The following is a 24551-nucleotide window of genomic DNA, read 5'->3' as shown; positions in this document are numbered from 1 at the left end:
AGCCTCAAAAAGTGGTTGCGAGGTTTTTTTATGTCTTTATAATTTTAAACAATTTTCAGTAGGATTATCGATCATTATTTAGTTAATCAAACTAACAATTGAAGATAAAATATCAAATTAAACATAAAGTTAATTGACAGGATGTCGAATATGCATTATAATTTAAAACACCAAACACCAAACACCAAACACCAAACCTGCTCAACCTATAATTTAATTACAGCTAATTACCTCAATCCAAGTTTACTTTTTCACGATAATTTATATTTTCACAGAAAATCCAAGTTAATATCTAGTCTTAGTCCATATCAATTTAGTCAAAGAACAAAAAAAACAAAACGCTGTTTAGTTCAGCTTTCACCTGGTGGAGATTTGATAGCAAATACAATGTGTTGTATTTTTTCTTTAACAAATTCTTCATTATTATCCGTTTGTTTATCTCTGGTTAAACCGTTTATTTATATTTTATTTATTTTATGCTTTTTAGGCGTCAGTCAAAAAAGCCTAGCACTTACAGCACATAGTATAAATGTCATTATTGGTAATAAACCGAAAGTTGTCGGTATTGAAGGGGCATCGAAAAAACATGGTTTTACTGTTAATGGTGTTTTATATAGTTCAAATACCAATAACTTAAGTGACACACAAATCAATCAGTTTGATGGTAATTTAACAATTAAGGACTTTATTATTAAAGATTATGCAATGAATGATTTAGATGTGACGGCTAATTATGATGATACCGATGGTGATGGCATTCGCAATAACACTCCGTTCACCGTAGAAAAAACAACCTATAGTTGGTTTGATAATAAAGGGATAAAAATCGAAAATAATGAAAAAATAATTGGTTGTGCTAGTGACATTTCCATGCCGTTAACTTTAACTATTACAACGAAAGTAAAAACCTATTCCGAATATGGTGTTCCTAATGAAAGCGAATATGTTGATATCACTCAAAAATATAAAATTATGGCTAAACCTGAAATCTGTTATGCTAAACCTTATGGAATGATACTGTATCCACAATATGTTTGGGGAAGTGTTAGACCAGTACCATATCAAGGAAGTCTTGATTGTCTTTTATCTGGTTATGCTGAGCATGAATTTGAATTATCTATGGATGAAAATTTTGTAGATCTTAGAGAGACAAGAGGTTGGAATTATGATAATAGCCGAGAAAGGGATAGCTATTGCGGTGGTGGTTATAATGCGAATGTTTTTGATCCAGTTAATGGTTTTAAAGTGTCAGCTTCTCCTCATTTCCCTACCACAGGCTTTCCAGGAGCAAAATTTCAATTAATTATGACAGGTCATCAAGATGATTTTGAATATACGTTTTCGGCAACGCCAAATGATAGTATTACGGTTGATAAACAAGGTTATGTTATGTTGATTAAAAAGCCGATAGGTCCTGTCACAATAACTGCAAAATTTAAACATGATGAACAAATTCCTGAACAAAATTATACTTTCAATTTAACCGGTATATGGGCTTTACCTCAGGGACAAATTGATAAAGTTTATACTTATCAGCAAGTCGTTAATATGTGCGGAGGGGAGTCTAAATTGCCTACTCGATCCGAAATGTCTAATTCGCCGAATGCCCCTGCTTCTTGGATTAAATATCCTTATAAATGGGATGCTTTTACACGTGATATAGGACAAGGACTTTTGAGTGAGTGGGGAATGACAAGCAAGGAAACTTATCCTGATTCAAATTGGTTCACACATTACTTTTGGTTTTACTCTAAAGACAAGTATCTAGGTCCTTATGGTGATAATAACCATCTATTTGATAGATTTGCCATTGATGCTTGGATTGGGCAAATAGGTGTTTGGGCCTACGCTCAACAACTAAGAGGCGTATGTATTCAATAAGAGAATAATATTAATAAAATACAATGTGGATGAATTTTGGTGATAATTCTCGTAGATGATTTTGATACATGGAGTGAAATACGTTATTAAACAGTCGGTTAAGTGTCTAATAGTTAATGCATTTTCGAAAATATGGATTTTAGTTAAAAGTACTTATCATTTGAAACTTTTATTTATAAATTATTCCTCATAAAACCATCTTTTTCGGATGGAGGTCGTTATTGGCGTCATATTGATGGAGGATTATTTAGTGAATCGGGGATGTCAATTAAATATAGCTATCCCGATTCTGACTAGCCGGACAGTGGATTACTTTGGTTTTATACAAGAGATCAATATGCAGTATCATCAGATATAGCTGCAGGCTTATCTGATCGGTTTGCTGCTGACGCATGGATAGGACAAATACAAGTTTGGGAAAAAATCAGTCTTTACGAGCGGTCTACAAAGAATAAATACATATTTAACTTAATATTACTATTAGAAAGTTTTAGTATAATTGTTACAAATAAAAAGGGTAGTAATGAATTTTATTCAAAAATTAGAAGAACAATCACAATTTGAAGGTGTTTTATGATTTAAAGAAGGGGTGTTTTTACGTGCATATAATCAAGGCGTGTATATATTAACTGAATTGCTAGGTTATTCATTTAAAGTACGGGTAATAAAATTAAAAACACTTAAAAACAAATCGATAACGACCTGTGCATTTCCACTGAATACACTAGCCACTAGCAAAACGGCTATCTAACGTTAATATCACTGAATTTGGGGTAAGTTATCCGTATGCTTATAATCGTGAAAGTTATAGTTTGTGGTTTCAGCGACATTGTCATGAAGAGATCTTTGCAAACGAAAAGGCAATAGCCCGCCGTGAGCCATTGAAAATGCGCGATCGGCGGGCGTCGGCGCTAGCGATTAAAAAATCGCACTATAGAGAAAAATACTAACAGTATCTATCTAAAATTAAATCAAAAACAAATTAATTATCTTTCAAATTAGCAACAAGGCTGTTATTCGCTTGAAGTAAATTATGCATTTATCCGAAGTTTAAAAAATAAGCTTAATTCTCGATCTAAAAATGGTGATATTGATTATTAACGTAAATCTAATCTATCCAAATTGTTTATATATTATTTAGCCACTTTTTCGGGGGCTTTTATTTGCTCTTAAGGTTTTGTTAATCTGCATTTGTTAGTTTAGTGACCATTATTAATTGTGAATAATGGCAGCTATGCAAAAGTTAGATAATTCTGGAAGTTTTAATTGGCGTTCATTGATCTATGTAATTTTATTTTTTTGTTACTTTTCTTGTAGTTTGCAACTCTATATTGTTTTGTCTGGACATGCTAATTTTATTGGTTTACGCGATTCAATTATTTACAGCATGATTTGGTTGGTACCGGTATTATTTTTCCCTCGTTATACAAAAAAAATTGCTACTGTTTATGGCATTATAATTGGGGGATTATCATTAATTTCTATTGGTTATTTCACCATATATCGACAAGAGTTTTCACAGAGTGTTTTTTTTGTAATGGCCGAGTCCAATTATAATGAATCACATGAGTTTATCTCTCAATATTTAAGCATTAAGTTAGTTATAGTATTGCTGATCTATATTTTGCTTGGTTTTTTTCTATGGCTTAAAGTCAAACCTATTTATGTTAAAAATATGACTAAATGGTTAGTGTCTATATTCATTGTTGTTTATGCATTAATGCCGCTTTGTATTGGTGTTGTAATAAAAAAAATGTCATTTGCACAAGCCACTCAACATTTACAAGAACGTATGGAAACTACAGTGCCGTGGCAATTGATCAACAGTTATTTAGCATATCGTTCACAATTGTCGAATATGGAGAATATTTTAAATCATTTGCAAACATTGCCTAAGTTTGAAAACTTAACGGATGCTAATGGTGATACACCAAGAACATTAGTATTGGTGATTGGTGAATCGACTACACGTAATCGTATGGGGATTTATGGTTATGAACGCAATACTACACCGTTGATTGAACAATTTAAGCAAGATAATCCTGATTTTGTTGTGTTTAATGATGTAGTTTCATCAAGACCTTATACTATTGAAATATTACAGCAAGCCCTAACTTTGGCAGATGAACAAAATCCAGATTTATATCTTAGCAAACCATCTCTTATTCACCTTATGAAGCAAGCTGGTTATAAAACCTTTTGGATCACTAATCAACAGACTATGACAAAACGTAATACGATGTTAACTATGTTTTCTAAACAAGCTGATGAACAGTTTTATATGAATAACGATCGTAATCAAAGTTCACGACAATATGACTCATCGGTATTTGAACCATTTAAAAAAGTATTACATGATCCTGCTGAAAAGAAATTTATCGTCATTCACCTGCTTGGTACGCATATGAAATATGAATTGCGCTATCCTCAAAGTACTGATTATCAGCGTTTTAATAATAGATCAGATTTAGCATTTAAACTTGATGATGATAAGTTAAAGGTTTATAACAGTTATGATAATGCAATAACCTATAATGACTTTGTAACAACCAAACTATTTAATTTATTTAAAGATAGTCAGGAAAATGGTTTTATGTTGTATTTTTCTGATCATGGTGAAGATGTTTATCAAACCCCTCCGCATGATATTCTAGGTCGTAATGAAAAAGCGCCTACTAAGGTGATGTATACTGTACCATTCATGCTATGGCAGTCACCAAAATGGCTAGCTAGTCATCCCAATCACTATCAGTCCTATGTGAATAGAAAATTCAGTACTCAAGACTTGATTCATACTTGGTCTGATTTAGCAGGGCTTAGTTATAAATCCTATGCTCCAGAAAAAAGTATAGTAAATCCGAAATTTGAACAATCGATTCGTTGGATTGGCGATCCTCATGATAAAAAAGGCTTATCTGATTTTGATAAGTTAACTAAATAATAGTGAGTAATTTGCAGATAAAGTTAAGGTGTGATATTGTATATTTATACAGTTATTTTTTTAATGCTATTACACCTATTATGCGAAAAATTATTCATGTCGATATGGATTGTTTTTATGCCGCTGTCGAAATGAGAGACAATCCCCGTTATCGCAATATTCCTATTGCGGTAGGGGGGGATCCGCGTAAGCGAGGTGTGGTATCAACTGCAAATTACTTAGCTCGTCAATTTGGTGTCCATAGTGCGATGTCCATGGCACAGGCAATTAAGCTCTGTCCTAATCTTAAAGTTATCCCCGGTCGGCATGCTGTTTATAAAGAAGTTTCTAATCAAATTCAGCAAATCTTTAAACGATATACGCAAGCTATTGAAACACTCTCCCTTGATGAAGCTTATCTCGATGTGACTGATTGTAAACTTTTTTACGGCTCAGCTACTTTAATTGCTCAAGATATCCGCCAAGCGATATATAAAGAACTCGAACTCACCGCTTCGGCAGGTGTTGCTCCACTTAAGTTCTTAGCCAAAATAGCTTCTGACATTAATAAGCCTAACGGACAGTATGTAATTACACCTGAACAAGTAGGGAGTTTTATTGAGCAGTTACCGCTAAAAAAAATTCCTGGTGTGGGTAAAGTAACTGAGAAAAAGCTAACTGAATTGGGATTATATACTTGTAAGGATGTGGTCAATTATGACCTAACAAAATTGCTTAATCAGTTTGGTAAGTTTGGTCGAATTTTATATGAACGTTGTCAAGGTATAGATGAACGTGAAGTTTGTAATGACAGACAACGTAAATCCGTAGGTGTAGAGCGTACTTTAGTTGATGATATTCATAGTTGGGATGAGTGTTTAGCTCAATTTGAACCGTTATTTGATGAACTCGAAAAAAGATTAAGCAAAGTTCGTGCTGATTTATCGATTGCAAGGCAAGGTGTCAAATTTAAATTTGATGATTTTCAACTGACAACCCAAGAACATGTATGGTCAAAATTGGATAAGGATGATCTGATTGAACAGGCTTATAAAGTGTGGTCAGAAAGACGAAATAATCGAGGTGTAAGATTAATTGGTTTTCATGTCACTTTAATTGATCCTCAAGTTGAAAAACAGCTAATTTTTCAATTTTGATTGCTAACTGACGATCAAATAGTTATTTTTTACTGTTAGATCATGGTGAGATTTTTTAATGATAAAGGATCTGATTTAATTTTGATAAATCAGATCCTTGATTGTTATTTTGAATATATAGCTAAATGATTATTTTAAATTTTGACCATTAGTCTTAATCACATTTTTATACCATTCAAATGATTCTTTTTTATAGCGTTTCATACTGCCGTTACCTTCATTGTCACGATCAACATAAATTACGCCATAACGTTTTTTCATTTCACCAGTAGTGAAAGATACTACGTCGATAATTCCCCATGCTGTATAACCAATCACATCAACACCATCGTAATCCATCGCTTTTTGCATCGCTTTGATATGAGCGCCAAGGTATTCAATACGTGGTTTATCATGAATTTGGTTATCATGTTCTAGTTCATCGATCGCACCAAAACCATTTTCAACAATGAATAGTGGTAATTGATAACGATCATATAAACGGTTAAGTGTATAACGCAATCCTTCCGGATCGATTGGCCATCCCCAGTCACTGCTTTTAATATATGGATTTTCTACCGCGTTTGGTAGCGCACCATTAACAATATTGTCACGATGTTCATTTTTAGCATCAGCTTTTACCACTGTTGACATATAATAACTAAAGCCAATGTAGTCAACTGTTCCTTGTTTTAAACAGGCTAAATCATCTTCAGTGATATCAAGTTTGTAACCTTCTCGTTCAAACTCTTTTAATGCATAAGCAGGGTAATAACCACGTACATGTACATCAGGGAAGAAGAAGCGTTGATGCATAGCAATTTCTGATGCCATCATATCTTCAGGATTACAAGAATATGGATAGATTGGCACATGCGAAATCATACAACCAATTTCAAAATTAGGATTAATTTTCTTACCAGCAATCACTGCTTTAGCACTGGCTAACAATTCATAGTGAGCCACTTGATAAAGTACTTCTTGTGGATTTTCACCAGGTTCAACTTGCACACCTGAATTAGTCCAAAAGAAGATTGGATTACTGGTATCCATTTGATTATTAATCTCGTTGAACGTCATCCAATATTTGACTTTATTTTTATAGCGCTCAAAACAACTAATTGCGAAACGTTCGAAAAACTCAACGGTTTTGCGATTTCTAAATCCACCATAATGACGAGCAATATGTAATGGAATTTCAAAGTGTGAAAGGGTGATAACCGGTTCAATTCCATTAGCAATAAGTTCATCAAACACATCATCATAAAACTGTAGGCCAGCTTCATTTGGTTCTAACTCATCACCATTAGGAAAGATTCGTGTCCAAGCAATTGAAGTACGTAAACATTTCAAACCTAATTCAGCAAATAACTTAATATCCTCTTTATAATGATGATAAAAATCAATTGCGGTATGATTTGGATAAAATTTACCAGCTTCGATATCTTGAGTGATTTGTCTTGCAACGCCATGAGCACCAGCGGTCATGACATCAACCACGCTTGGTCCTTTTCCTCCTTCATTCCAACCGCCTTCAAATTGGTGAGCAGCTAATGCGCCACCCCATAAAAATGGTTTCTTAGTCATTTTTGGTTCCTTGTTATTGCTTAATTTCGAATATGATATCGTCAAGATTTACGTCTTTATTTTCAGTTAATGTGATCAATTGGTACTGATCAGTATTAACAATAATAATTGGTGTGATTAATGGGTAACCAGCTTGTTTAATTGCTTGTGGATCAAAGCTAATTAATAAATCACCCGTTTTAACTTGTTGTCCCATACTCACATGGTAACTAAATTCATTGTTAGTTAGATTAACAGTGTCAATACCAACGTGAATTAATAATTCTACGCCATTATCTAAACTTAAACCGATAGCATGTTTTGAACTTTCAAAAACGGCGGTCACTTTACCATTATAAGGTGCATAAATATGGTTCTCAGTTGGTTCTATTGCAATTCCTTCCCCCATCAATTTCTGAGCAAATGCTGGATCTGGTACTTCACTCAGAGGTAATGCTTTACCGATCATGGGACTAGTAATATTGATTTTATCAAGAACAATTTTGGGCGTATCATTTTCAATTTTTCCATTATTTTGGTTATTTTCATTGGTACCAAAAATTTGTATAAGAATAACTGGTCCAAATAACGCAATTAACGAACCAATGGATACACCGATTACTGAATTATAATGTTCTGGATTAATCGTATTAACAATAGTTAATGGACCAGCTAATGGGGCATAAGCGTAGAAGTAAGGTGTAAAGAAACCAGCGACAATACCACCAATTGATGCACACGCACAACCGTAAATAAATGGTTTTTTGAAGCGTAAGTTAACCCCATAAATTGCTGGTTCAGTAATACCAAATAGACCAGTTACAAATGCTGATATTGATACCCCTTTCATCTCGGAAGAACGTGTTTTGATATAGAATCCAAGTGCCGCACCAACTTGACCGATTACGGCAATAGTTTGATAAGCTTGGAATGAATCTTGACCATTTAGCTTCATGTTTTCTAAAACTATTGGAGTTATTCCCCAATGGACGCCGAATATAACAAGTACTTGCCAGAATGCCCCAATAATAGCACCAGCTAACCATGGAGCAAAATCAACTAAATAGTTGTATCCGATTGATATATAGCGTGCAGCCCCAGCAGTAAGAGGTCCAACTACTAGTAACGTTAGTGGTACCATGATAACTAAACAGATGAATGGCATGAACAATGGTTTAATAATGCTATGTAATCTAGGTTCTAAGAAACGTTCTAAATAAGACAGCAACCAAACTAAAAATAGTGGTGGTAATACGGTAGACATATAAGTGGTTTCAGACAGTGGTAAACCAAATAAATCAAATGTTCCACCTTCCTTAATAAATTTTGCTATCTCTGCCCAGGTCGGTGAAAGCAGCGCAGCACAACACGCTACCGCAATATAGATATTACAACGGAAATGTTGCGATGCGGTAATGGCAATAAATATAGGTAAAAAAGTGAATGGAGCCCAAGAGATAAAACTAAATACTTGACAAGTGCTCGTTTTATCAAAACCAGGGAAGGCCAGATTAATTAAAATCAAGATACCTTGTAATATCCCTGCACCAGCTAATACATAAACAAATGGAGCAAAAACGGCTGACATAGTGGCAATAACACGGTTTAAAATGCTACTTTTACTATTTACATCTACTTTATTACCACTTTTCAGTAATTGGGTAAAGGCATTATAGACTTTATCTACATTAGTACCGATAACAATTTGAATTTGTCCACCTTTTTCAACTACCGTGATAACACCCGAAAAATTGGCAATTGTTTCTTTGGCATTTTCGGGGGTAGATTGTGTCACCACACGCAAACGAGTGGCACAACGAGCTACGGTAACAATATTATCTTCACCGCCTAACTCATTTAAAATATCAACGGCCAATTTATTATAATCTCTAATTTTGGATGACATTAACTAAGCTCCTTTTCATAGAATAGTGAGCTTATATTATCCTTAAATGAAAAATTGTTAATGACCAATTTTATTGTTTGTGATCTAGATCCCGTTTTCTCGCAATTTTGATTTAATAATTAATTTACAGGTATAGAATAAAAACTATTTATAACAATAATAAAGAATTACAAATGTTAAAATATCAAGATGTAGCGAAAAAAATCCAGCAAGCGATTTATCAGCAAAATTTGCCTAAAGGTACGCAGTTGCCTAATATCGAAGGTTTAATTCAGCAATATCAAGTCAGTCGAACCACTATTATTAAGGCACTAAATCGTCTTGAAAGACATGGCGTAATTTATCAAATCCAAGGTAGTGGTATTTTTGTTCGGCAACCCAAAAAACAAGGTTATCTAAATTTTTTAGAAAGTCATGGGTTTAGTGTCGATCTCAATGATTTACCTGGCTCATCGCAAGTATTTAATGTTGATGTTATGCAACCTAATGTCAAAGTTAAAGAATACCTCCAGTGTGAAGATGATGAGTATGTTTATTATATAAAACGGTTGCGTTTGGTTGAAGGTAAAGTATATGGCTTTGAACAATCTTATTATCGAAAAAAAATTGTTTCTTATTTAAATAAAGAAATTGCTGAAAACTCAATTTTTAGTTATGTAAAAGATATTTGTAAGGTCAATATCGGTTTTTCAGACAAATATTTTAAAGCTATAAAATTAGATGAAGATATCGCGCCTTATTTAGGTTTAAATGCTGGCGATCCTGCTCTATGTGTTGAAGAAATCTTTTATACTTCTTCTGGTGAACCTTTCGATTTTTCACAAATTATCTATCATTACGATAATGCGAAATTCTTCGTTCAAAGTCATTCAAAATAGTCTGCAAGATTTCATTTAGTTAATAAATTATTAACCAAATGAAATCTAATCAATCTAAAGTACTTTATATATAAACTTACATCAAATTAGTTTTGCTCCACCTTTTTAAGAGTTTCGAATGAGCCTGATAAGGTTAGGGTGATTTCATATTCAGGTGGTGTATAAATATCAACATTACTATAGTTCTTCATTGAAACCATTTTGAACATCATTTGATCACTACTAGAGTTATTTCTTTCATAAATTGCTTCAGGATATCTTGATTGAATTTCAAGTGAAATAGGTGCACCAACGACATATTGTTTAGCCATTAAACGTTGAACTTTAGTAGTTAATTGGTTTAATAAAAGAGTTTCATGCTCTTTTACTGCAGTTTGAATGGCTTCTGGTGATACGCTATAAGAGATGTCATTATTGACTTTCATTTTTAACTCTTGTGCTTTGGCAATAATCTTACCGATAAGATCGAGTCTATTTATTTTTATTTTTAAAGTGTTATTAACAAAATAACGTTGCTCATTAATTTTGTCTGTATCAATTTGTCTGACAAACGAGCTCTTAATTGAAACATTTGTTAAACCAATATTTTTTAAATCATTCGCGATATTAGTATATTTTTGGTATAGATCTTCTTTTGCTTTACTTTCACTATTAGCGACTGCAGTAATTTGGAATAGATAATAGTTAGTTAACTTCTCTTCTTCAAGCTGAGAAATATCATTTATATTATATTTATCAAGGGCTTTATTTAGATTGATAAAACTGTCATTATCATCAATAGTTAATACAATATTAAGAAACGCTTGATAATGGTTATCTTCTTGATTGTTTTCTTTCGCAATTGTTTTAACTCTGTTTTTGTAGTCTATGGTGACTAAATTATCATCGGTGATATTAAGAGTGTTTAGGTAATTTTTTAATTTCTTCATTGTCTCAACGTTAAGATCTGAAGCTTCAGTAGGTGTTGCACCTTCTGTTTCTAAAGTAATAGAAAATTCAACTGTATCAGGTTTTAATTTAATGCTATCAATAATACTTGAATTAATTTGCCCCACAGGAATGAGATCTTTTCCATATTTTAATTGTTGCAGTTCTAAATAAGAGTTACTAACGTTTAACTCGTTATAGTTTGCCTGAGATGGAAATATGGTGCTTATATTGAGTAACAAAATTAATATAAATGTTTTTTTCATTTTATATCCTTAATTCAGTCTAGAGAAATGGGCTTAAGTAAATTAATGTAGAAAGATAAGACAAATTATAATTAATTTAATTGAAAAGTTGTCAAATAATTGTAAAAACTTGCAAATATAAAAAAAGCGTCTTACGACGCTTGGTTATTTAATGCCATATTCAGAACGATATGCTTCGACTTGGACTACTTGGTCTTTACGTGATGGATCACGATAAAGATATTGGATCAAATCATCTAAAGTGATAATCGAAATTACGTCACAACTATAAGTTTGTTTGATTTCTTGAATAGCGGATAATTCACCTCTACCTTTTTCTTGACGATCAAGACAGATTAATACGCCAGCAAGTTTAGATTGATTATCTTCTAAAATTCGCATTGATTCACGAATTGCAGTACCAGCGGTAATTACATCATCAACTAACATGACGCGTTGTTGATAAATAGAACTACCAACTAAATTACCACCTTCACCATGATCTTTAGCTTCTTTTCGGTTAAAGCAATAAGGTACATCAACATTGTGGTGCTCGGATAAAGCCACAACTGTAGATGAGACAATTGGGATACCTTTATAGGCAGGACCAAAGATGACATCATATTTTAAATTTGCATCCATTAATGCAGCGGCATAAAAACGACCTAATAACGCCAAATCCTTTCCGGTATTAAATAGTCCTGCATTAAAAAAATAGGGACTTTTCCGTCCTGATTTTAAGGTAAACTCACCAAATTTTAATGCTTGCCTATCTAAAGCAAATTCTATAAATTCACTCTTATATGATTTCATCGATCCTCTCCAATTAATCTTTTAAAGCTTGTTTTTGTGCTTCTATAATGGTTGTAATGCCATTTTTTGCCAGTTCTAATAAAGTTAATAATTCTTCATGACTAAATGGTTCACCTTCGGCAGTACCTTGAACTTCAATGATACGACCATCATCAGTCATTACCACATTCATATCGGTTTCGGCATTAGAATCTTCAATATATTCTAAGTCGCATACCGCTTCACTATTAACAATGCCTACCGATACGGCAGCCACTAAAGATTTAATTGGGTTTTGCTTGATTTTACCACTTTCTAACATCATGTTTATTGCGTCAACTAATGCCACACTAGCACCAGTTATTGATGCTGTTCTAGTGCCTCCATCAGCTTGGATAACATCACAGTCTAATGTAATGGTATATTCCCCTAATAATTTTAGATCAATCATTGCGCGTAATGAACGGGCAATAAGGCGTTGGATTTCCATCGTACGGCCTGTTTGTTTTCCTTTTGCCGCTTCACGTTGAGTTCTTGAATTGGTTGCTCGAGGCAACATACCATATTCAGCGGTTACCCAACCTTGATTTTGACCTTTTAGAAAGCGAGGTACAGATTCTTCAATTGTTGCATTACAAAGTACTTTTGTTTCACCAAACTCGACTAATACAGAACCTTCTGCATGCTTAGTGTAATGACGGGTTATTTTGATTGGGCGGACTTGTTCCGCGGATCGACCAGACGGGCGCATGCAATTCTCCAGCAGTTTTATTTTAAAATTTATCTTTGAACTTATTAAATCATTTAGGAGGACATCAACAAGAAAGCGTTGATGTTTAGCCTAAGCTAAGAGCACATTATACAGAATTTGTGATACAATGCCCAGCAAGTTTTTTATAAATTTAGGACCTATTATGATTTCTAGTATGACCGCATATGCGCGAAAAGAGTTGAACCAATCATGGGGTAGTGCTTCTTGGGAGTTACGTTCGGTCAATCAACGCTACCTAGAAACCTATATTCGTTTACCCGAACAGTTTCGTTCTCTGGAGCCAATTATTCGTGAACGACTTCGTGCACGATTAACGCGCGGAAAAGTCGAATGTAATTTACGTTTCGAATTAGATCCAGCAGCACAACATCAAGAATTGTCATTAAACATTGAACTTGCTAAACAAATATTAGCTGCTGGTGACTGGATAAAACGTGAGTATCAAACGGGACAAATAAATCCGCTTGATGTTTTACGTTGGCCTGGTGTCATGTCAAGCAAAGAACAAAATTTGGATACTATTTCGCAAGAAATTTTGGCTTTACTTGAAACCGCTATTGATGAGTTTATCGCCGTTAGGGAGCGTGAAGGTAAAGCGCTTTGTGAATTAATTACTCAACGCTTACAAGCGATAACCGTGGAAGTTGATAAAATTCGTACTTGGATGCCGCAGATTTTAGAATGGCAAAAAGAACGATTAAAAAGTAAGCTTGAAGAAGCTAATATTGATCTTGATAATTCACGTTTAGAACAAGAAATTGTTATGGTTGCCCAAAAAATTGATGTCGCTGAAGAACTAGATCGGTTAATGACGCATGTTAACGAAACATATTCGATCTTAAAGAAAAATGAGGCAGTAGGTCGTCGACTCGATTTTATGATGCAAGAGTTCAACCGTGAATCTAATACTATTGCTTCAAAATCAATTAATGCTGATGTAACCGCTAGCGCGATTGAACTCAAAGTGTTGATTGAGCAAATCCGCGAGCAAGTACAAAATATCGAATAATTTACTTGTTGATGAATAAGTATCTCGGTATTTTTGCTGTTATTTTGGCATCGCTATTATGGGGCACAACTGGCACAGCAGCCACTTTTGCTCCTACTTTATCTCCTTTATTTGTTGGTTCATTCGCAATGGGCATTGGTGGGATATTGCAATGCGGCTTAGCTATTTATAATATCAAGCAAAACCACTCATTATTAATAGCTCATAGCCGTTTTTTAGTGGTAGGAGCCTTAGCCGTGGCTATCTATCCTTTGGCATTTTATTCATCGATGCGTTTAGCGGGTGTTACTATCGGTACGGTTGTTTCTATAGGATCAGCGCCAATCTTATCAGCCATAATTGAATATATTAGTCGTGATTTCCAAGTGACTAAACAATGGGTTATTGGCGCTTTATTGGGTATTATCGGCATGACTATGTTAGCATTTTCTGAAAATGCTTCGATCATAATTGAATATAATCATGTTGGTTTGGGAATTTTATTAGGACTTATTGCTGGTTTTACTTATGCTCTTTACTCATGGTCAGCACGACAATTAATGTTAAAAGGTATAGATAGCAAAGCGGCCATGGGTGCTACATTTGGTTGTGGCGGTTTATTACTGATTCCAGTGATGCTAATAACGGGAACGACATTTTTTGCAGCATGGAATAATATTGCAGTTGGCTGTTATATGGCATTGATTCCAATGTTTTTAGGATATCTATGCTATGGATATGGATTATCGAAAATATCTGCCAGTTTAGCAACTACTATTAGTCTATTGGAACCGGTTATTGCTGCAATTCTCGCTATGATAATTGTTGGCGAATTGCTGTCATTAATAGCTTGGATTGGTATGTTATTTATCTTTGTCTGTTTGATTATAGTTACATTATCAAGCGTCATTAATAATTAAAAACGATATTATTAATTGAATTTAATTGAACGATTGAATTATTGAACTAAAGACAATAATTTCACTAATCTGATCATTGATTTGCTGATAACTAAGAATAGATTAATTTTCTAATTTGACTGTCTTGTATTCCTATTTTAAACCTCTAAAATCTATTTTTTCTTCTACTTGAAAATCAATTAAATATTGCTAATATAATGATATTATTTTTGTTGTAAATATATAAAAATATTAAAGGATGAAAAGGAATAACTAATATGAAAAAAATGCTTACAAGTGGTTTATTAATTTTATTTTTTGCATGTTCGGTTAATGCAGCTAAATATGATAATGTACCATATGATGAAGTGCTAAAAATTGCCACCGAGCAAAATGATCCAGTTGCACTAAATGAGTTAGGCTATAGATACCTCAATGGGGTAGATGGTGTTGAAAAAGACTATGTTAAAGCGAGAGAATGGTTTGATAAAGCTATTGCACTAGGCAATGGAAGAGCCGAATCCAATGTAGGTACTATGTATGATAAGGGTAATGGCGTTGAACAAGACTATGCTAAAGCGAAAGAGTGGTATGAAAAAGGTGTGGCAAAAAATGATATGTATGCGCAATTAAATTTAGGTGGCATGTATAAAGAAGGACGAGGAGTTGAAAAAGATCTATTAAAAGCAAAAGAACTACTTGAAAAATCAGCAGAACAAGGTTTGTCTTATGCTCAATCTTTTTTAGGTGATATGTATTTTTTTGGTCAAGGTATTAAAAAAGATGCAATTAAAGCTCGATACTGGTATGAAAAAGCAGCTGAACAAGGTATACCTGAAGCTCAGTTTAATTTAGCTGTCATGTATGAAAATGGTATGGCTGGCTTAAAAAAAGATCACAATAAAGCGATGGATTTATTTGAAAAAGCTTGTGAAGGCGGTGTGGAGCATCCAATTTGTCAATAATTGTTGGTTAATTAGAATTTAGTTTTAGTGAGAATTAACTAAACTACAGTTAAATTCAAATGAAAAAGGCGGACCAAGTCCGCCTTTTTCATTTTTTAGAGTTATAAAATCAATCTTCATCAACTAATTGCTTAATATAAACCTGCTTAAGCTAATCGATGTCTTCTTTTTATCGATTTAAAATACCAATATAACGCAGCATAAGCGATACCCGTTGATAAAAGGTCTGCAGTTGGTGATGCTGCCCAAACGCCATCTAAATCGAAGAATAATGGTAGAATATAAAGTGTTGGTAGTAAAATTAGAAGTTGTCTTGAAAGGCTTAACAAAATAGAAATCTTTGCCATCCCGATACATTGGAAAAAACTAGTTGTTACCATCTGAAAACCGACTAATGCAAATGAAAACGTAGTATAACGTAATGCAATAGCCGATATCGCCACTAAATCGACATCAGAACTAAACGCTCTAACCAGCACCTCAGGAATAAAGCAACCAAATATAAAGCCAACACTGGTGATAACTGTGGCAATTCTAACTGCATAGATAAACGTTTCTTTCACCCGGACATAATTTTTAGAACCGTAATTATAACCAATAATCGGTTGCATACCTTGATTTACACCAATCACAATCATGATAATCAGTGTAATTAATCGGTTAGCGTTAGAGTAACCAGCAATCGCATCATCACTTGAAACATGTGAAATGGGGGCATAACGGGTTAACTGCCAGTTTATAAAAACAACTACCACTGAGGCGGCAACTTGCATAGCAAATGGTGACATGCCAATCGACAAAATCGACTTAATGTAAGTAAAATCGAGCCTAAAGTTACGACGATATAGCTTTATATTACTGTTTTTGCTAATAAAGTGCTGCATCACAAATAAAAAGCTTATGAACATTGCGAGAGTGGTAGCAAAAGCTGCTCCTCTCATTCCCCAACCTAAAGCAATAATAAAAATTGGTGCAAGAATAATATTCGCAATCACACTAATAAACATAGTCACCATGGCTTTAAAAGGATAGCCACTGGCGCGCATCATATTGTTGTAATTAAATGTTAATGTGATAAATATACTGCCCGGTAAAAACACCTCTAAAAACTCACGAGCATAAATATGGTTGGTTGGGCTTGAACCAATAAAGTGTAAAACAGGATCGATAAAATAGAGTAGTAAGGCTAAAGTGATGCCACTAAGTACGGCAGTTAACATAAAAGAAGTTCCTGCTACTTTTTCTGCTTTATCGATTTCTCCTCTGCCTAAAAAGATAGATATTCGGCTGGCAGAACCAATACCTACTAGCATGCCAATGCCCGCAGCAAGATTCATTACCGGTAAAATAATACCTGCGCCACTCAGTGCTTCACGACCAATCCAATGGCCAATAAAAATTCCATCAATAATGTTATACAGCGTATTCACTGTTGTGCCGATAATAGATGGAAGCGCATATTGCCAAAACAATAAGCTGATTTTTTTATGTTTAAAATCATCATAAATATCGTGTGAGTTTGTCATTTTGATTCACATTGATAAAAGGTTAAAAGTTATAAAGAAGTTTTAGAACAAGGATACGTAAAAGTATAAAATTGACAATAAGAATGTTGCTTAGTTTAGCAGAGTTATAAATTGATGATAGCACTTTTTTAGTGCTTTGTTAAAATATACCCCATTAAATTATCGATCCAAATAGGAATCTCCATGAGCGTACAAATTGAGAATATAGTTCTACATAAATTAATTAGAAAAAGTGATACTGAAATTGAACTACAACTTCGTGATTCACTCCTCGGTAATGAACAAGCTGTTGCTAACTTGATTGAAGATATTAATAGAATTTACAACAATAAAAGTAAAGCATATGGTTTATTTAGTAGTGAAAGCCTTTTTGAACAATCACTTAAAGAGTTACGTTTAGGTAATCAAGATTTTCTTAATTTTAGTCAAGAATCAACCAAACAGCTGCGTAATGAATTAGCTAAATATCCATTTGCAGAAGGTGGCACAGTTGTTTTTTGCCACTATCGATACCTTGCAGTTGAATATCTAATTATTGCTGTATTAAATAGTTGCTTAAGCATGTTAGTGAATGAGGAGCTTAATATCTCTGAAACCCAATATCTAGATATCGATCATGCTGATATTATTGCCCGTATTGATATTACTGAATGGGAAACCTCAGCAGAATCAAAACGTTATTTAACTTTCTTAAAAGGCCGAGTAGGGCGAAAAGTATCTGATTTTTTCATGGACTACTTAGGTGCCAGTGAAGGATTAGACGCAAAAGCGCAAAATAAAACCCTTGTTAAAGCGGTAGATGATTACTGTCAAGAGATGCAATTTGACAAACAAGATAAAACTAGTGCTCGTGAAAATGTCTATAACTATTGTCAAGCTCAATTACAAGCAGGGGAAGAGATAGAGCTGAAAAATCTGGCTAATGAATTACCAACAAGTGACGAAAACAACTTTATGGAATTTGTAAAAAATAGCGAATATGATTTAGAAGATACATTTCCAGTTGATCGTAGTGCCTTACGTCAATTGAAAAAATTCTCAGGCAGTGGTGGTGGACTAACCATAAGTTTTAACTCTGACCTATTAGGTGAACGTATAAAATGGGACCCACAAACTGATTCACTCGTTATTAAGGGCGTTCCACCTAATTTACGTGATCAACTTCAACGCAATAGTGGCTCAAACGAATAATTAGGGGAAAAATATGAAATACATTGGTGCACATGTGAGTGCAGCTGGCGGTGTGGATAATGCGCCAATAAATGCCTATCAAATTGGCGCTACAGCTTTCGCTCTATTTACTAAAAATCAGCGACAATGGCATGCAAAACCGCTTGAAACTGCAGTGATTGATAGTTTCAAAAAACGTTGTGAACGATATAGATTCACCAGTAAACAAATTCTACCACATGATAGTTATCTAATTAATTTAGGTAGCCCAGATAGTGAACAATTGGCAAAATCTCGTACTGCTTTTTTAGATGAGATGCAACGTTGTGAACAATTAGGTTTAACGTTACTCAATTTTCATCCAGGTAGTCATTTACAAAAAATTTCAGTTGATGAATGTTTATCCCGCATTTCGGAGTCAATCAATATTACCTTAGATAAAACTAAAGATGTCGTTGCGGTTATCGAAAACACTGCTGGACAAGGTTCTAACTTAGGCTATAAATTTGAACATCTTGCGCAAATTATCGATAAAGTAGAAGACAAAAGCCGTGTTGGCGTTTGTATTGATACTTGTCACGCTTTTGCTGCCGGTTATGATTTGCGCAGCGAAAAAGCCTGCAAAGAAACTTTTGATGAATTTGAAAAAATTGTTGGTTTTAAATATTTACGTGGTATGCATTTAAATGACGCCAAAAGTGAACTCGCCAGCCATGTTGACCGTCATGACAGCTTAGGTAAAGGTACCATTGGTGAAATCGCATTTAAATTTATTATGCAAGACTCGCGAATTGATGAAATACCACTTATTCTTGAAACGATTAACCCAGATATTTGGGCACAAGAAATAGCATGGTTAAAAGAACAAGAAAACAGATAACTAACTAGTTTATATATTACAACCTAGTTTTAGCTTAATACAGTCATGTTGGTTTGAACTAATATTATTAAATATGCTGATAGACTTTTTGAGTAGGGATAACTAAATTGATATCGGTATTAATAGTACATTAAATAATCTTCAAACAAAAAGAATGTTTTGCTAAAACTAGGTGCTTTGAACAAACATTTGTAATGAAAACCATAGAAGTTAAACCAATAAAAATAGTTTTCCATTTATCTATATAATAAATTACTCACTATTATCAAGCTAGCAATAAATTCAGCGAAATTAATTGTGATACTTATCTGATTACAGCTGTAGCTTTATTTTTACTTTCTAATTATTAAAACTCATTCGATAATCAAATCTACCTTCAATTTTTAGCTTACAAATCATATTTGGTCATGAAAATATGATGGATTTTCTACGTTACTAATAATGAATTATTTTAAATTATATATTGGTCAACTAATTCTAAATAAGATAAAATAAATCAAAATGATAAATTTCTTGCTAGTTTATGTTGAACACTAATTAGCATAAATTAAAGATAATATTGTTTGATGCGATATCACTATCATATAGGTAATTTTTTACCAACTAAAAAGATTGATTTTATCTTCTGATAAAGATATGGCTAATCAGGTAATTGGTGGTTAATTGTTCTCATTATTAAGTAATTAGAAAAGCGAATTTGATAATCATTATTTTTGTAAGATGACAAAATTTTGCCAGAGGTCATCGGACAAGGAGAAAGGCTGAAAAATAGATTAACAAAACAACAAAGATTTTTGACTAAACATAACTAGCTTATTGATGATGAAGGAATGAATTATATTGATAATATTTATAATGATTTAAATGGCAAAATTGAATCGGAACAATTAGCGAATAAATATAATGCACAATACTGTTGCAAAGGTATGCCAAAGTTTTGATGTTTTATGTGAGAAAAAGGAATATGAAAAAAATAGAACAATTATCACCAGAACAATTAATTAAGACTATTTTTGAACCATTAAGCGTACAGGATCAAAGCTTACCATCCCGTATTAGCCAATATATTTTACAAGCTTATGAACTAGAGGTGTTGGACGATTTTGATAAATTATGCCAAACTTCTAAAACAGCTTATAAAATCTATGAATATATGCGCAGGCCTTGCGAGCTTTATAGCGTTGCTACTTTTAGCAAAACTCATGAAGCAGAACAAGCTCGTCTTGAGTTTTATCGCCGTTGGACTGGAACTTTTTCGCCAGAACAAATAATTCGCTTTGCTCGCGTCTTTGCGACCTTATGTGACCATTTACCTTTCGTTAAAGTGTCTAGTGAGAAATTACCAACATGGTTCATCTATCTGTTATATGATGGACTTATTACCACGTTACCAACTTATTGTGAAAACGAAGAAAAAATTGATCAACGTGAAAGTTGGACAATTCAGCAATTACATCAATTACTTGAAATTGAACAAATAGGTTTAGGCGAAAACTTACTGTTTGCAATCTTTGATCGGCAAAATATTAGCGTTCTATCTCATAGCCACTTCAAATACTTTTTTATGATAAATGGTTTATTGCCCTATATTCAGAAGCATATAACATTATTTAAGCAACTACCGACTCAAGGGTTAGCGATCTTAGGGCAAATAGATCAGTTAAAATATATTCAAAAGCATATGGAACTTCAATTGCCTTTGGCTGATTTTATTACCATGCAGGCATTAAATACTAATAAGCAGATCAATCAATTAGCTACTGAAATTCTGTTTAGCTTACCAAGCGATATTATTCAAATTCAGTTACAATCTTTTTTAACATCTGGTTCAGTTAAGCAACGTAGTAATGCGGCTGTCTTACTAACTAGAATTGTTGCTGATCCTATAATTTTAAAACAAGCATTGGCAGACGAAACCAATAAAACGGTAATTACTGCGATTGAAAGTGCTTTAACACGATTGGAAAGTGCCAATACGGTTAAAAGACAATCTGATTTAGTTATTCCTGGTTTTGAACCTCTTATTGACACGCCATTGTCAATAAGTGCTCGTGATTTGTTACAGCAAAATTTTCAAGAATTTTTGATCGAGTGTGAAAAGGATGCACAAAAAGAGATTGAAAATAATCAAAAAAATGGTTTGCCGTGGGTTCATTTGCAAGAACGTTATCAATTATTGAAAAAAACTACCAGCAAAGATTTAGATAATATCTTTGAATATTTGAATGGTAAAATAGAACATTCAATATTAGTAAAAAAAATCAAAAAAAATATCGATTTTCGATTTTTGTTGAGAAAAAAAAGATTACAAAATTTACCTGAGTTTACTTTATTTCACTTACTTCGTGCGACTATATTAGTTGAAGGTCCTACTAATATGAATAGTAAATATTGTTTTCTAAATATATATAGAAAATATGATGTAATAAGAAATTTTGATCTTCGACAAATCGCCGATATCTTTGAAAAGTTAAACTACTATAAAGGTATTCAATCCATTAAACATATTCAACATATTATCGCAATACCATTTTTAACCAGTGATATTTTTCATGATTCTTATGAAACTGAACCATACAAATTATGGGCTTTTTTTGCTGAGAATGAATTTTTATTGGACGAAGCATTAGGATTTGCTCGCCAACAAAAATACTGGTTCGACTCTTATGTTGATAGAATCAATGCGATAAAAATATTAACCCTTTTTCCAATTATTCCAGTTAAATATGTAACTTACCTATTTGAATTAGCTTTAGATGAACCTAAACAAATTCGTCACGCTGCACAGGATGTGCTAAGCGCAATCCCAAATATACATAATCAAGTTGAACAAGCTTTATCATCGGCTAAACAAGAAGTTCGTCTTGCTACTGCTGAATGGTTAGCAGAACTAGGCAATAAAAATTCCATTGAAGCCTTAATTGTAGCTTTGAAAAAAGAGAAGCGTGAAATAGTGCAAGCAGCAATATTAATCGCATTGGAAAAAATGGATGAAGACATTAGTCGATATTTAACCGCGAAACAATTATTGACTGCAGCTCAAAAAGGTTTGAAAGGCAAAAAGTCAGCTGATTTTGATTGGTTTGATTTTAACTTAATACCCACTTTGACTTGGCAAAATAGTGATAAAGTTGATCCTCAAATTATTGAGTGGTGGATCTGTTTAGCATTTAAATTAAAAGATCCTAGTCATCCGCTATTCATCACTTATACTCAATTATTAAGTAAACAAAGCCAACAACAATTAGGCGAATTTATTTTACAAAGCTTTATCCAACAAGATACCTTAATGCCAACGATCGAGGAAGCAGAAGCGCAAGCGAGTTCATTAGCTGATAAACGTCTACAACAATATATGAGAGCTTATCAACGTTATCCAAAGCACTATCCTCATTATAATAATATTACTTATGAACAAGTTTTTGACGAAATTAAAAATGAAATACTGGCCAATTATCTAGGTTCAGCCATTAAAGCCAAAGGGATACTATCTTTAACAAGCGGTATTAAAGGGCAGGTTGCTGTATCATTAATAACCCGTTTTATGAGAGAGCATTCTCAACGGCGAGCTCAGATCGAAGCGATACTAGAACCTATGGCGTACAGTAACGATCCTTTTATCATTCAACTGTTATTATCATTAGCGCGTCGCTATCGTACAGCTTCAATTCAAGACAAGGCCAGAAATTCAGTAGAACATATTGCTAAGCGTAGTGGTTGGAGTACTGATGAGCTAGCCGATCGTACCATATCGACCGCAGGTTTAGATGATAATGGCTTGTTAATTCTTGATTATGGTGAGCGTATTTTTATTGCTAGTTTGGATGATAAATTTAAATGGCAATTAAAAAATGCTGAAGGAGAAAAGCTTAAAGCATTACCTGAAGCACGTAACAGCGAAAATCCTGAACTTGTCAAAGAGGCAAAAAAACAGTTCAACAACAGTAAAAAAGAGCTTAGCCAATTGCTGACTATGCAAAATAGCCGTTTTTACGAAGCCATGTGTGCCCAGCGGCAATGGCGAGTGGAAGATTGGCAAAAATATTTACAGCATCATCCAGTTGTAGGTCGATTAATTCAAGGTTTAGTTTGGTTACAATTAGATAAAAGTGGCCATATCGTTAATAGTTTTAGACCAACGGAAAATAGTCGTTTAGTGACTAATCAAAACGATGAAATCTTCGTTGATCAAAATCACTTTATTACACTAGCCCATTCAGCATTAATGTCCAGTACGGATATTGCACAATGGCAAGTGCATTTTAAACATCACAAACTCAATCAGTTATTTGATCAGTTTAACCATCCATTACCTGACATCAGTAAAATTGACGACGGTATTATTAATGATCGGCTAGGTTGGTTAACAGATAGTTTCACTATACGAGGTATTTTAACTAAATTAGGTTATAGACATGGTGATATCGAAGATGGAGGCAGTTTTTATGGTTATTATAAATATTTTGCCAATTATAAACTTTATATCAATATTGACTTTAGTGGTAGTATGCTGCCAGAGGAAAATATTCCTGTCGTGCTTTATAATCTTTATTTCAGCAAAACACCAAGTTTTATCGAAAGTGCAATTGCACTAGATAATCTACCAAAAGTGTTATTAGCCGAAGGTTACGCTAATTATATGGCGGTAGCTGATGCATCGAATGGTTTTGATCCTAATTGGCAGGATAAATTAATATGGTAAAAAATAACCGAGAACTGATGGAACAGGTCATTCTTGATTGTTTTACTGGTTTACATGATTTAGAACCATCAATGCCTGAACGGATTTGTCATTATATTTTATATGGCAAAGATCCCATGGTTCTTGATGATCTAAATAAATTAACAAAATCTAATACTTCTAATGAATATGATAAACAGGTTTATAGTTTACTAGGTTGTCCTAGTTTTGTTCTTTTTGCTTATTTTGATGACAGTAATAAACCACAGCAAAATAAAATCATTCAAAAATAATATTATGATGGTATAGACTCCTTAATATTTTTTACAAGCTTATGGATTAATTTTGGAGTTAATAATTACATTAAACATTACTATTAGCTTTATTAAATAACGAAAAAGAGACGCATAAATATTAAC

Annotated in this window: 17 protein-coding genes; 11 read left to right on the top strand and 6 right to left on the bottom strand. The window is 33.5% G+C overall.

The features are described from left to right. Positions 1–150: 150 nt before the first annotated feature. The 3 genes from RAM17_RS08875 to dinB all read left to right on the top strand — a co-directional run bounded on the left by RAM17_RS08875 (position 151) and on the right by dinB (position 5958). Complete coding sequence (locus tag RAM17_RS08875) at positions 151–1881, top strand: hypothetical protein (protein ID WP_306239914.1); 1731 nt, start codon at positions 151–153, stop codon at positions 1879–1881. A gap of 1234 nt (positions 1882–3115) precedes the next feature. Further along, positions 3116–4822 carry a phosphoethanolamine transferase CptA gene (gene cptA / locus RAM17_RS08870; protein ID WP_110448043.1) on the top strand — a complete coding sequence of 569 codons (1707 nt, stop codon included), beginning with the start codon at positions 3116–3118 and terminating at the stop codon, positions 4820–4822. An 80-nt stretch (positions 4823–4902) separates the two neighbouring features. Next, a complete protein-coding gene (dinB, locus tag RAM17_RS08865) occupies positions 4903–5958 on the top strand; it encodes a DNA polymerase IV (protein ID WP_110447588.1) in 1056 nt (351 codons plus the stop codon). 129 nt (positions 5959–6087) lie between these two features. On the opposite strand, the gene RAM17_RS08860 is transcribed toward dinB, so the two are convergent. After that, entirely contained in the window at positions 6088–7524 is a 1437-nt protein-coding gene (locus RAM17_RS08860) for a 6-phospho-beta-glucosidase (RefSeq protein ID WP_110447589.1), read from the bottom strand. A 13-nt stretch (positions 7525–7537) separates the two neighbouring features. Then, complete coding sequence (locus RAM17_RS08855) at positions 7538–9409, bottom strand: glucose PTS transporter subunit IIA (RefSeq protein WP_110447590.1); 1872 nt, start codon at positions 9407–9409, stop codon at positions 7538–7540. A 173-nt stretch (positions 9410–9582) separates the two neighbouring features. On the opposite strand from RAM17_RS08855, the gene RAM17_RS08850 reads away from it, so the two are divergent. Then, positions 9583–10287 (top strand): GntR family transcriptional regulator, encoded by a 705-nt coding sequence (locus tag RAM17_RS08850; protein WP_110447591.1) that lies wholly within the window; start codon positions 9583–9585, stop codon positions 10285–10287. Positions 10288–10373: 86 nt separating this feature from the next. On the opposite strand, the gene RAM17_RS08845 is transcribed toward RAM17_RS08850, so the two are convergent. The 3 genes from RAM17_RS08845 to rph form a co-directional block, all read right to left on the bottom strand. Further along, positions 10374–11480: an SIMPL domain-containing protein gene (locus RAM17_RS08845; RefSeq protein ID WP_110447592.1), complete on the bottom strand. Its 1107-nt coding sequence runs from the start codon at positions 11478–11480 to the stop codon at positions 10374–10376. A gap of 144 nt (positions 11481–11624) precedes the next feature. Beyond that, positions 11625–12272, bottom strand: a complete 648-nt coding sequence (gene pyrE / locus RAM17_RS08840) for an orotate phosphoribosyltransferase (RefSeq protein ID WP_086354000.1) — start codon at positions 12270–12272, stop codon at positions 11625–11627. A gap of 13 nt (positions 12273–12285) precedes the next feature. Next, positions 12286–13002 carry a ribonuclease PH gene (rph, locus tag RAM17_RS08835; protein ID WP_086363570.1) on the bottom strand — a complete coding sequence of 239 codons (717 nt, stop codon included), beginning with the start codon at positions 13000–13002 and terminating at the stop codon, positions 12286–12288. A gap of 163 nt (positions 13003–13165) precedes the next feature. On the opposite strand from rph, the gene RAM17_RS08830 reads away from it, so the two are divergent. From RAM17_RS08830 to RAM17_RS08820, 3 genes are all read left to right on the top strand, one after another. Next, positions 13166–14032, top strand: a complete 867-nt coding sequence (locus RAM17_RS08830) for a YicC/YloC family endoribonuclease (RefSeq protein WP_110447593.1) — start codon at positions 13166–13168, stop codon at positions 14030–14032. Positions 14033–14043: 11 nt separating this feature from the next. After that, positions 14044–14931, top strand: a complete 888-nt coding sequence (locus RAM17_RS08825) for a DMT family transporter (RefSeq protein WP_110447594.1) — start codon at positions 14044–14046, stop codon at positions 14929–14931. Positions 14932–15188: 257 nt separating this feature from the next. Next, the gene (locus RAM17_RS08820; protein ID WP_110447595.1) at positions 15189–15875 is read left to right on the top strand and encodes a tetratricopeptide repeat protein; all 687 of its coding nucleotides are present in this window, start codon (positions 15189–15191) and stop codon (positions 15873–15875) included. Positions 15876–16021: 146 nt separating this feature from the next. Here RAM17_RS08820 and RAM17_RS08815 read toward each other — a convergent pair whose 3' ends face one another. Next, on the bottom strand, positions 16022–17401 hold the full coding sequence (locus RAM17_RS08815; RefSeq protein WP_110447596.1) for an MATE family efflux transporter: 1380 nt from the start codon (positions 17399–17401) through the stop codon (positions 16022–16024). Positions 17402–17584: 183 nt separating this feature from the next. Here RAM17_RS08815 and yejK point away from each other — a divergent pair, with 183 nt between their 5' ends. The 4 genes from yejK (at position 17585) to RAM17_RS08795 (ending at position 24425) form a co-directional block, all read left to right on the top strand. Further along, complete coding sequence (gene yejK, locus RAM17_RS08810; protein WP_110447597.1) at positions 17585–18592, top strand: nucleoid-associated protein YejK; 1008 nt, start codon at positions 17585–17587, stop codon at positions 18590–18592. Between the two features lie 13 nt (positions 18593–18605). Continuing rightward, a complete protein-coding gene (nfo, locus tag RAM17_RS08805; RefSeq protein WP_110447598.1) occupies positions 18606–19451 on the top strand; it encodes a deoxyribonuclease IV in 846 nt (281 codons plus the stop codon). Between the two features lie 964 nt (positions 19452–20415). Beyond that, on the top strand, positions 20416–24153 hold the full coding sequence (locus RAM17_RS08800; RefSeq protein ID WP_181414645.1) for a DUF4132 domain-containing protein: 3738 nt from the start codon (positions 20416–20418) through the stop codon (positions 24151–24153). Continuing rightward, on the top strand, positions 24147–24425 hold the full coding sequence (locus RAM17_RS08795; RefSeq protein ID WP_110447600.1) for a hypothetical protein: 279 nt from the start codon (positions 24147–24149) through the stop codon (positions 24423–24425). Before RAM17_RS08800 ends, RAM17_RS08795 begins: the two co-directional genes overlap by 7 nt. Positions 24426–24551 lie beyond the last annotated feature (126 nt).

It is taken from the genome of Gilliamella apis, assembly GCF_030758615.1.
Taxonomy (GTDB): domain Bacteria; phylum Pseudomonadota; class Gammaproteobacteria; order Enterobacterales; family Orbaceae; genus Gilliamella; species Gilliamella apis_A.
This window is presented reverse-complemented; position numbering and strand designations above follow the sequence as displayed.